At 67.9% G+C, this 10,589-nt stretch carries 8 protein-coding genes and 2 pseudogenes; 6 read left to right on the top strand and 4 right to left on the bottom strand.

All coding sequences use genetic code 11. The features are described from left to right. Window positions 1-423: 423 nt before the first annotated feature. From DMX10_RS33740 to DMX10_RS24520, 3 genes and pseudogenes are all read right to left on the bottom strand, one after another. Window positions 424-1,401, bottom strand: a pseudogene (locus DMX10_RS33740) (methyl-accepting chemotaxis protein); the annotation flags it as partial. 303 nt (window positions 1,402-1,704) lie between these two features. Beyond that, window positions 1,705-1,989: pseudogene (locus DMX10_RS33735) on the bottom strand (PAS domain-containing protein); the annotation flags it as partial. A gap of 155 nt (window positions 1,990-2,144) precedes the next feature. After that, entirely contained in the window at window positions 2,145-3,038 is an 894-nt protein-coding gene (locus tag DMX10_RS24520; RefSeq protein ID WP_111263544.1) for a LysR family transcriptional regulator, read from the bottom strand. 271 nt (window positions 3,039-3,309) lie between these two features. Here DMX10_RS24520 and speB point away from each other — a divergent pair, with 271 nt between their 5' ends. From speB to DMX10_RS24490, 6 genes are all read left to right on the top strand, one after another. Then, window positions 3,310-4,269, top strand: a complete 960-nt coding sequence (gene speB, locus DMX10_RS24515) for an agmatinase (RefSeq protein WP_111263543.1) — start codon at window positions 3,310-3,312, stop codon at window positions 4,267-4,269. A 2-nt stretch (window positions 4,270-4,271) separates the two neighbouring features. After that, window positions 4,272-4,679 (top strand): nuclear transport factor 2 family protein, encoded by a 408-nt coding sequence (locus DMX10_RS24510; RefSeq protein ID WP_111263542.1) that lies wholly within the window; start codon window positions 4,272-4,274, stop codon window positions 4,677-4,679. A gap of 24 nt (window positions 4,680-4,703) precedes the next feature. Then, window positions 4,704-6,221, top strand: a complete 1,518-nt coding sequence (locus DMX10_RS24505) for a cytosine permease (protein WP_111263541.1) — start codon at window positions 4,704-4,706, stop codon at window positions 6,219-6,221. Window positions 6,222-6,378: 157 nt separating this feature from the next. Next, window positions 6,379-7,767, top strand: a complete 1,389-nt coding sequence (locus tag DMX10_RS24500; protein ID WP_111263540.1) for a sodium:solute symporter — start codon at window positions 6,379-6,381, stop codon at window positions 7,765-7,767. Window positions 7,768-7,901: 134 nt separating this feature from the next. After that, window positions 7,902-9,503: a 5-guanidino-2-oxopentanoate decarboxylase gene (locus DMX10_RS24495; protein WP_111263539.1), complete on the top strand. Its 1,602-nt coding sequence runs from the start codon at window positions 7,902-7,904 to the stop codon at window positions 9,501-9,503. A gap of 182 nt (window positions 9,504-9,685) precedes the next feature. Beyond that, window positions 9,686-10,411, top strand: coding sequence for an MBL fold metallo-hydrolase (locus DMX10_RS24490; RefSeq protein WP_111263538.1), 726 nt, complete (start codon window positions 9,686-9,688; stop codon window positions 10,409-10,411). Window positions 10,412-10,438: 27 nt separating this feature from the next. Here DMX10_RS24490 and DMX10_RS33285 read toward each other — a convergent pair whose 3' ends face one another. Then, window positions 10,439-10,573: a PA1414 family protein gene (locus DMX10_RS33285; protein WP_256604856.1), complete on the bottom strand. Its 135-nt coding sequence runs from the start codon at window positions 10,571-10,573 to the stop codon at window positions 10,439-10,441. Between the last annotated feature and the right edge of the window lie 16 nt (window positions 10,574-10,589).

Below are 10,589 nucleotides of genomic sequence, written 5' to 3'. Positions count from 1 at the left end.
GGGGACGAGCGGCATGGATGCCGCGAGAGGCGCGCCAGGCCATGGATGGCCCATCGCGCCGGCCCCCGATAGCGACGATGGAGTGAGGGAACCCCGGCGAAGCCGGGGCCGGATGATGGGGCAAGCCCTTTTGGTTCCTTTTCTGGCGACTGAGAAAAGGGACTCGCCCGGGGGGGCGAAACCAGAAACATCACCAGAACTCGACAATCAGCTGAGCTCAAATCCTCTAGCAACACTTAACGCCGACAGAGCCAATGAATTCGCGCCCACGAGGGCGGCGGATGGACTCGACCTTCGCGAGCAGAGCTCGCTCCTACGAGGTAACAACGCTGCGGAGGCGCCTGGGGGCGTAGCGGGAAAGTGGGGCATCCCTGCCCCGGGAGCCGCACCCTCCTGCGTGGCTCCGCCGCCCATGCCAGGTCGCTATCGGTTGAACCGCTCCGCCAGGCTGTGCAGGTACTCGGCCATATGTTCGAGGTCCTGGCTGATCTGCGCGCCTTCCTGGGCCTGCCCGGCGCTGTGGTCGGAGAGCTGGGCGATCCGCGTGATCTGCCGGCTGATGTCGTCGGCCACGTGGCTCTGCTGTTCGGACGCGGCGGCCATCTGCTGGCTCATGCCGGTGATGCGGGTCACCGCCTGGCTGATGCCGTCGAGTGCCTTGCCGACGGCCTCGACGCTGCCGACGCTGTCACGGGAGATTTCCTCGCCCCGGTTGGCGGTGGCCACCGCGCGGTCGGCCCCGGAGCGCAGCGAGGCGATGATCTGGTGGATCTGCTCGGTGGACTGGCGGGTGCGCGAGGCCAGCGAGCGCACCTCGTCGGCCACCACCGCGAAGCCCCGGCCCTGCTCGCCGGCCCGCGCCGCCTCGATGGCGGCGTTGAGCGCCAGCAGGTTGGTCTGCTCGGCGATGGAGGTGATGACGTCGGCCACGCTGCCGATGGACTGGGTGGAGTTGGCCAGCTCGTTCACCGCCTGGCCGATCTCGCTCACCGCGCTGGCCATGTGCTGCATGGCGCTCAGGCTCTCCCCGGCCAGGCCGCGCCCCTGCTGCGCCAGGCGGTCGGCCTCCTCGGCGGCATGGGCGGTGTTCTGCACGTTGTGCGAGACCTCCTGGATGGTCGCCGCCATCTGGTTGATGGCGGTGGCGGACTGGTCGGTCTCGGAGCGCTGCTGCTCCAGCAACTCGGCGCTGGAGCGTGACAGCCGGGAGGAGTCCGAGGCCCGCAGCTTGACGTTGATGCCGGCATCCTCCAGCCGTGTGAGGGCCGTCTGCAGGCGCGCTTCCTCGCTGATCATGGCCATGTCCAGCAGCGCCTGCGCGCCTTTGTTGCTGGAATAGGTCAGCGACACCAGGCCGCTGGTGAAGGCCTTGGGATGCTCGGCCAGGGTGCGGCGGATGGTCTGCCGCTTGCTGTAGAGCTGGTAGGAGCCGAGGGCGAACATGGTCACCAGCATCAGGGCGATGAGCGCCGGACCGCCAATGAGCAGATGACCGCCGAGGATCACCAGGGTGGCGAGGATCACCGGCCAGGAACGGACCAGATCGTAGGTCCAGTACTCGATCCAGGGCACCGGCGCCTTGCCGGCCCGCAGGCGCGCGTAGAGGGCATCGGCGCGCTGCACCTGCTCGCGGGTGGGCAGCGAGCGCACGGACTCGTAGCCGACCATCTGGCCGTTCTCGTACACCGGGGTGACATAGGCGCTGACCCAGTAGAAGTCGCCGTTCTTGGAGCGGTTCTTCACCAGGCCCATCCAGGGCTTGCCCTGCTTGAGGGTGTCCCACATGTGGCCGAAGACGGCGGGCGGCATGTCGGGGTGGCGCACCAGGTTGTGCGGCTGGCCGAGCAGTTCCTCGCGGGAGAAGCCGCTGATCTCCACGAAGGCGTCGTTGCAGTAGGTGATCTTGCTGCTGAGATCGGTGGTCGAGATCAGGCGTTCGGTGGCCGGGAAGGTTCTTTCACGCTGGGTGACGGGTAGATTCTGGCGCATGCGCAAATCCCTGTGATTGGTACGTGTGTACGTCCTGGCCCACAGAAATTAGGTCTAGCACAGGCTTGCAGGGCCGCCAGAGGCACCAGCCATTATTTTGGCATCAACGCGCAGGGCGCTTCGCAAGCGTCAGGGAAACGCCAGCGAAGCGGCGGTCAGCGCAGGTTCAACTGGGCCCGCAGCAGGTCGCGGAAGGTGACGATCAGGGGCTCGCGGGCGCGGCCCCGGCGCAGGATCATCGAGAACGGCGCCTGGTAGCCGAAGGTGGCCGGCAGCAGGCCGCGCAGGCGCTGCTGGTCGACCCAGGGCTGGGCGTAGTGCTCCGGCAGGTAGCCGATGTAGGCGCCGGAGAGCACCAGGATCAGTTGCGCCTCCATCGATTCCACCGTCGCCGCGCTGTGCTTGAAGCCGTGGCGCGCCAGCTCCGCCTGGCTCCAGTAGCCGCGCCCGACCATGCGCTGCTGGGTGATGACCTCGGCGGGGATGCGCCGCTCGGAAAACAGCGGGTGGCGATCGCTGCAGTAGAGCCAGTGCTGCTCGCGGTACAGGGGCTGGTAGACCAGGCCGTTCATGCGCGTGGAGAAGGCGCCGATGGCCAGGTCCAGGCGGTTCTCCAGCACGCCGAGCTGCAGGTCGTAGGGGCTCATCACCGAGAGGTGCAGGTGCACGGCGGCGTGTTCGCGGCTGTAGGCGCCGATGACCTCGGCCAGCGGCAGGGCCGGGTCGCTGACGGTGGAGTCGAGCACGCCCAGGTTGAGGGTGCCGCGCAGCTCGCCCTTGAGGGAGGCGGAATAGCGCTCGAAGCCTTCCAGCTCGCCGAGCAGGCGCAGGGTCTCCTGGTAGAACAGCTCGCCCTTGCTGGTCAGGCTGAAGCCGCCCCGGCCGCGATGGCAGAGGGTCAGGCCCAGGTGCCCTTCGAGCTGGCTCATGTAGGTGCTGATGGCGGAGGTGGAGAGGTTCAGCTCCTGCTGCGCGGCGGCGAAGCCCTGGTTGCGCACCACGGTGGCGAAGATGCGCAGCAGCTTGAGGTCGGGGAGGGTGTTGGACATGGGGCTCCGGCAAAACTATCGGCTATGGGGCTCGGTGGGAGCGAATTCATTCGCGATGCGGGCCGCAGGCCCGCCCAGGCGCCGCTTTGCGGCGTTTCGCGGATGAATCCGCTCCCACGATCACGACGCGCCTACGACAGATCGGCGCAGTCTACCCGTTGCGGATAGTTTAGAAATACCTGAAGTGATTATTTGCCCGTGGGGATTCTTCCCGCATCGCCAGGTCACCAGAATCGCCCCACGACAACCACAACAAACGTGAGGCCACCCCGTGGACAAGAAACTCCACCAGCCCCTGGGCGGCAATGAAATGCCCCGTTTCGGCGGCATCGCCACCATGCTTCGTCTTCCCCACATCCAGACCCCCGCCGAGCTCGATGCCCTGGACGCCGCCTTCGTCGGCGTGCCGCTGGACATCGGCACCTCGCTGCGCTCCGGCACCCGCTTCGGCCCCCGCGAGATCCGCGCCGAGTCGGTGATGATCCGCCCCTACAACATGGCCACCGGCGCCGCCCCCTTCGATTCGCTGAACGTGGCCGACATCGGCGACGTCGCCATCAACACCTTCAACCTGCTCGACGCCGTGCGCATCATCGAGGAGGAGTACGACCGCATCCTCGGCCACGGCATCCTGCCGCTGACCCTCGGCGGCGACCACACCATCACCCTGCCCATCCTCCGTGCCATCAAGAAGAAGCACGGCAAGGTGGGCCTGGTGCACATCGATGCCCATGCCGACGTCAACGACCACATGTTCGGCGAGAAGATCGCCCACGGCACCACCTTCCGCCGCGCGGTGGAAGAGGACCTGCTCGATTGCGACCGCGTGGTGCAGATCGGCCTGCGCGCCCAGGGCTACACCGCCGAGGACTTCAACTGGAGCCGCAAGCAGGGCTTCCGCGTGGTGCAGGCCGAGGAGTGCTGGCACAAGTCCCTCGAACCGCTGATGGCCGAGGTGCGCGAGAAGGTCGGCGGTGGCCCGGTGTACCTGTCCTTCGACATCGACGGCATCGACCCGGCCTGGGCGCCCGGCACCGGCACCCCGGAGATCGGCGGCCTGACCACCATCCAGGCGATCGAGATCATCCGTGGCTGCCAGGGCCTGGACATCATCGGCTGCGACCTGGTGGAGGTCTCCCCGCCCTACGACACCACCGGCAACACCTCCCTGCTGGGCGCCAACCTGCTGTACGAGATGCTCTGCATCCTGCCCGGCGTGGAGCGTCGCTGAGCATGGACCGCCACGCCCAGGTCATGGAGGCCGCCAGGGAACTGGTGGCCGCCTTCGCCCGCAACGACACCGAGGCCTATTTCGCCGCCTTCAGCGAGGACGCCAGCTTCCTGTTCCACACCACCCCCGGTGTGCTGCAGGGCCGCGCGGCCTACCGCGAACTCTGGGATGCCTGGCAGCGCGAGGGTTTCCGCGTGCTGGGCTGCGAATCGCGCAATCCGCTGCTGAGCCTGCAAGGCGAGGTGGCGATCTTCATGCACGACGTGGTCACCCGCCTGCGTGTGGGCGGCGAGGCGATCACGAGCCTGGAACGGGAGACCATCGTCTTCCGCCAACAACAAGAACAGGGCCGTTGGCTGGCCTGTCACGAGCACTTGTCGGCCATGCCGGAGCACCTGCCCCAAACCTGATGAGGCTCCCCCGGGAGAACAACGATGCATAACAACAATAACGAGCAAAGCCTGACCCGAATCGAAACCTTCGGTGTCGAGCAGATCCCCGACCACGAACGCAACGCCAGGCCCGTCGACCTGTTCCGCATGATCTTCGGCGGCGCCAACACCTTCGCCACCGCCGTGCTGGGCAGCTTCCCGGTGCTCTTCGGCCTGTCCTTCGAGGCGGGCGTGTGGGCCATCCTCCTGGGCGTGGTGGTGGGCTCGCTGATCCTCGCGCCGATGGGCCTGTTCGGCCCGCTCAACGGCACCAACAACGCGGTCTCCTCCGGTGCCCACTTCGGCGTGCACGGGCGGATCGTCGGCTCCTTCCTTTCGCTGCTCACCGCCATCGCCTTCTTCTCCCTCTCGGTGTGGAGCTCGGGCGATGCACTGGTCGGCGGTGCCAAGCGCCTGATGGGCCTGCCGGAAACCGACCTGACCCTGGGCCTGGCCTACGGCCTGTTCGCCGTGCTGGTGCTGACGGTGTGCATCTACGGCTTCCGCTTCCTGCTGTGGGTCAACAAGGTCGCGGTGTGGAGCGCCAGTGCGCTGTTCCTGCTGGGCATCTTCGCCTTCGCCGGCCCCTTCGACACCAGCTACGCAGGCTCGGTGCAGGTGGGCAGCGAGGGCTTCTGGGCCGCCTTCATCGGCGCCGCCCTGCTGGCCATGAGCAACCCCGTGTCCTTCGGCGCCTTCCTCGGCGACTGGGCACGCTACATCCCCCGCGAGGCGAGCAAGGGCCGCATCATGGCGGCGGTGATCGCTGCGCAGCTGGCCACCCTGATCCCCTTCTTCTTCGGGCTGGTCACCGCGACCATCGTCGCCGTGCAGGCACCGGACTACATCGCGCAGAACAACTACGTCGGCGGCCTGCTGGCCGTCTCGCCCACCTGGTTCTTCCTGCCGGTGTGCCTGATCGCGGTGATCGGCGGCATGTCCACCGGCACCACCTCGCTGTACGGCACGGGCCTGGACATGTCCTCGGTGTTCCCGCGCCTGCTCAACCGCGTGCAGGCCACGGTGATGATCGGGCTGATGTCCATCGCCTTCATCTTCATCGGCCGCTTCGCCTTCAACCTGGTGCAGAGCGTGTCCACCTTCGCCGTGCTGATCATCACCTGCACCAGCCCCTGGATGGTGATCATGATCCTCGGCCTGGTGATCCGCCGCGGCTTCTACTGCCCGGACGACCTGCAGGTCTTCACCCGTGGCGAGAGTGGCGGCCGCTACTGGTTCCACAACGGCTGGAACTGGCGCGGCATGGGCGCCTGGATTCCCAGCGCGCTGGTGGGCCTGTGCTTCGTCAACCTGCCGGGGCAGTTCGTCGGCCCGCTGGGCGAGCTGGCCGGCGGCATCGACGTCAGCCTGCCGGTGACCCTGGGCATGGCCGCCCTCCTCTACCTGGCGCTGCTCAACCTGTTCCCCGAGGCCGCCGAGGTCTACGGCCCCAAGGGCCCGCGCTGGGTACGCGTGAAACGCGCCAGCGCCACCGGCCTGGTTGACGCCAGCGCCGCCTGAACACACCCGATACACCGGCGGCCAGGGTCCGGCCGCCGGCGACGCCACCGACCCGGGGACTGCCGCCCCGGTGCATCACCGATGGATCGACCGCGAGCCACGCACCCTCGGGCCTGACCCGCCCGAGCTACAACAATGAGAAAGAGAGAGCTGAACAATGGCCTTGGATATCTTCGTCGTACTGCTTTACGTAGCCGCGATGCTCACCCTGGGCTGGTACGGCATGCGCCGCGCCAAGACCCGTGACGACTACCTGGTGGCCGGGCGCAACCTCGGCCCGGGCTTCTACCTCGGCACCATGGCCGCCACCGTGCTCGGCGGCGCCTCCACCATCGGCACCGTGCGCCTGGGCTATGTCCATGGCATCTCCGGTTTCTGGCTCTGCGGCGCCATCGGCCTGGGCATCGTCGGCCTCAGCCTGTTCCTCGCCAAACCGCTGCTGAAACTGAAGATCTACACCGTCACCCAGGTACTGGAGCGCCGCTACAACCCCGCCGCGCGCCATGCCAGCGCGCTGATCATGCTGGTGTACGCGCTGATGATCGGCGCCACCTCGACCATCGCCATCGGCACCGTCATGCAGGTGCTGTTCGGCCTGCACTTCTGGGTCGCCATCCTCATCGGCGGCGGCGTGGTGGTGCTCTACTCCACCATCGGCGGCATGTGGTCGCTGACCCTGACCGACATCGTGCAGTTCCTGATCATGACCGTCGGCCTGGTATTCCTGCTGATGCCCATGTCCATCAGCGATGCCGGTGGCTGGAATGCCCTGATGGACAAGCTGCCCGCCAGCTACCTGGACTTCACCGCCATCGGCTGGGACACCATCGTCACCTACTTCCTCATCTACTTCTTCGGCATCTTCATCGGCCAGGACATCTGGCAGCGCGTGTTCACCGCCCGCAGCGAGGGCGTGGCCAAGGTGGCCGGCACCGCCGCCGGCCTCTACTGCATCCTCTACGGCCTGGCCGGTGCCCTGATCGGCATGGCCGCCAAGGTGCTGCTGCCGGACCTGGACAACGTCAACAACGCCTTCGCCAGCGTCGTCGAGCACAGCCTGCCCAACGGCATCCGCGGCCTGGTCATCGCCGCCGCCCTGGCCGCGCTGATGTCCACCGCCAGCGCCGGCCTGCTGGCCGCCTCCACCACCATCACCCAGGACCTGCTGCCGCTGCTGCGCAAGGGCCACGAGGGTGGCAACGGCGACGTGCACGAGAACCGCATCGCCACCCTGCTGCTGGGCCTGGTGATGCTCGGCATCGCCCTGGTGGTCAGCGACGTGATCAGCGCCCTGACCGTGGCCTACAACCTGCTGGTGGGCGGCATGCTGATCCCGCTGATCGGCGCCATCTACTGGAAGCGCGCCACCACCGCCGGCGCCATCACCAGCATGGTGCTCGGCTTCGTCACCGTCCTCGCCCTGATGGTCAAGGACGGCCTCGACGCCAACACACCGATCTACTACAGCCTGGCCGTCGGCCTGGTCAGCTTCGTGCTGGTCAGCCTGCTGTCCCGCCGCCCGGCGGCCAGCACCAGCCTGGCCTGAGTTTGCGTGAACGGCCGCACCATCCCGGCGGCCACCCTTGGATTCCGGCCTGCGCCCGCAGGCCGGGATTCGTTTTATCAGTCGAGTGGGTCCCCGCTTTCGCGGGGTTCCACTGAAAGAGCAAGGAACCTGCCATGACCACCTGCGGTGAATTCCTCGTCAAGCAACTGCAAGCCTGGGGCGTCGACACCGTGTTCGGCATCCCCGGCGTGCACACCGTCGAGCTGTATCGCGGCCTGCCCGGCAGCGGCATCCGCCACATCACCCCGCGCCACGAACAGGGCGCCGGCTTCATGGCCGACGGCTACGCACGCGTCTCCGGCAAGCCGGGCGTGTGCTTCATCATCACCGGGCCGGGGATAACCAACATCACCACCGCCATGGGCCAGGCCTACGCCGACTCCATCCCCATGCTGGTGATCTCCAGCGTCAACGAGCGTTCGCGCCTGGGGCTGGGCAACGGCTACCTGCACGAGCTGCCCAACCAGCGCGCCCTGGTGGCCGGCGTCGCCGCCTTCAGCCACACCCTGATGAGCGTCGAGGAACTGCCGGCGGTACTGGCCCGCGCCTTCGCCGTGTTCGACAGCCAGCGCCCGCGCCCGGTGCACATCGAGCTGCCGCTGGACATCATCACCGCCCCCGCCGACCACCTGCGGGTGCAGCCCCGCGCCGCCCTCTCGCGCCCGGCCCCGGCCATGGCCCAGCTGCGTGATGCCGCCAGCCGCCTGCGCAACGCCAGGCGCCCGCTGCTGCTGCTCGGCGGCGGCTGCGTGGAAGCCCAGGCGGAGGCCCGCGCCCTGGCCACCGCGCTGGACGCCCCCACCGCGCTGACCATCAACGCCAAGGGCCTGCTGCAACCCGACCACCCGCTGCTGGTGGGCAGCAACCAGTCGCTGGTCCCGGTGCGCCAGCTGGCCCTGGACGCCGACGTGGTGCTGGCCATCGGCACCGAGCTGGGCGAGACCGACTACGACGTGGTGTTCGACGGCAACTTCCGCATCGGCGGCGAGCTGATCCGCATCGACATCGACCCGCAGCAACTGGTGCGCAACCACACGCCGGCCCTGGCCATCCACAGCGATGCCCGCCTGGCCATGCGCGTGCTGCTGGCCGAGTTGCCGGCGCGCGAGGCCAGCACCAGCAGCCCGGGCGCACAGCGCGCCGCCGGGGTACGTGCGCAACTGGCCGAGGACTTCTCCGGCTGGGCGCACTACCGCCGGCTGTTCGAGTGCATCCTCGACACCCTGCCGGACGCCCGCTTCGTCGGCGACTCGACCCAGACCGTGTACAGCGGCAACCACCTGGTGGAACTGGACGGCCCGCGCCGCTGGTTCAACGCCTCCACCGGCTACGGCACCCTGGGCTACGGCCTGCCGGCGGCCATCGGCGCCAAGCTGGCCGAACCGGGCCGCCCGGTGATCAGCCTGATGGGCGACGGCGGCATCCAGTTCACCCTGCCGGAACTGGCCAGCGCCGTGGAAGCGCGGGTCGGGGTCATCGTCCTGCTGTGGAACAACCAGGGCTACGGCGAGATCAAGCGCTACATGGAACGCCGCGACATCACCCCGCTGGGCGTGGACATCTACACCCCGGACTTCATCGCCATCGCCCGCGGCTTCGGCTGCCAGGCGGAGAAAGCCCGCGACCATGCGCACCTGCAGGAACTGCTGCGCAATGCCCCGGGCGACCGCCCGCTGATCATCGAGGTCGCCGAGGCCCCGCCCTTTGCACCGTGAAACCGGGCTACGTGCGGGGGCGTTTCGCGAATGAATTCGCTCCCACAGTCGTAGGGTGGAGGTCGCTCTTTACCTCCACCAGGCGGAGCCGGGTGCTGCACGCGCCTGTGCCGTAAACGCCACCTCCATGGCCTGCACCGGACAGGTATGCTGCCCCCACAACCACAACAAGGGAGCCCCCGATGAAGATCGTCAGCCGCGACCGCTGGTTCGAGGTCGAGCACCTCTACGAGGGCGTCAGCCTGATCAGCGAGCCCTATGTGCGCCCCTTCTACCGCTGCAACCTGTGGCATGTGCAGGGCCGCGACCGCGACGTGCTGGTGGATTCGGGCTCGGGCCTGGTCAGCCTGCGCGAGCAGTTGCCCTGGCTCACCGAACGCCCGCTGCTGGCGGTGGCCAGCCACACCCACTTCGACCATATCGCCGGGCACCACGAGTTCGACCAACGCCTGGTGCACCCCGCCGAGGCGGACATCCTCGCCATGCCCGATGGCGACAACACCCTGGCCCGCGCCTTCGTCGGCGACGAGATGTTCGAGGCGCACCCGGACTGCCCGCTGTGCTATGCCGAGTACCGCGTCAAGGCAGCGCCGGCCACGCGGCTGATCGAGGAAGGCGATGTGCTGGACCTGGGGGACAGGACGCTCGAGGTGCTGCACACCCCCGGGCATTCACCCGGTGGCATCAGCCTGTGGGAAGAGCGGACCGGCACCCTGTTCAGCGGCGATATCGTCTACGACGGGCCACTGATCGAGGACGCCTACCATTCGAACCTGGATGACTACGCGAAAAGCCTCGCACGGCTGCGCGAACTTCCGGTTCGCACCGTGCATGGCGGGCATTTCCCGAGCTTCTCCGGGGAGCGTCTGCGCGAACTGATCGGTGCCTGGTTCAAGGCGCACGACTGACCGCGCAGGCGACCCGCACAAGGCGCCCTAGCGGCGCCGGCGTTGCTCGGCCAGACGACGCTGCTCGTCGCTGCGTACGGGGATGGGTTGCAGACGCGGGCGCTCGCTCAGCCCAAGGGTCACGGACAACTGCCAGGCGATATGGCTCAGCCAAGCTTTCATGGGCCCCTCCAATCGA

Origin of the sequence: Pseudomonas sp. 57B-090624, assembly GCF_003234055.1 — a bacterium.
GTDB classification, from domain to species: domain Bacteria; phylum Pseudomonadota; class Gammaproteobacteria; order Pseudomonadales; family Pseudomonadaceae; genus Metapseudomonas; species Metapseudomonas tohonis.
This window is presented reverse-complemented; position numbering and strand designations above follow the sequence as displayed.

What these genes read in the sequence shown, in the direction of transcription:
- DMX10_RS24520 (WP_111263544.1), bottom strand. Translation starts at nt 3,038, where the DNA reads ATGTCCAACACCCTCCCCGACCTCAAGCTGCTGCGCATCTTCGCCACC.
- DMX10_RS24490 (WP_111263538.1), top strand. Translation starts at nt 9,686, where the DNA reads ATGAAGATCGTCAGCCGCGACCGCTGGTTCGAGGTCGAGCACCTCTAC.
- DMX10_RS24495 (WP_111263539.1), top strand. Translation starts at nt 7,902, where the DNA reads ATGACCACCTGCGGTGAATTCCTCGTCAAGCAACTGCAAGCCTGGGGC.
- DMX10_RS24510 (WP_111263542.1), top strand. Translation starts at nt 4,272, where the DNA reads ATGGACCGCCACGCCCAGGTCATGGAGGCCGCCAGGGAACTGGTGGCC.
- DMX10_RS24500 (WP_111263540.1), top strand. Translation starts at nt 6,379, where the DNA reads ATGGCCTTGGATATCTTCGTCGTACTGCTTTACGTAGCCGCGATGCTC.
- DMX10_RS33285 (WP_256604856.1), bottom strand. Translation starts at nt 10,573, where the DNA reads ATGAAAGCTTGGCTGAGCCATATCGCCTGGCAGTTGTCCGTGACCCTT.
- DMX10_RS24505 (WP_111263541.1), top strand. Translation starts at nt 4,704, where the DNA reads ATGCATAACAACAATAACGAGCAAAGCCTGACCCGAATCGAAACCTTC.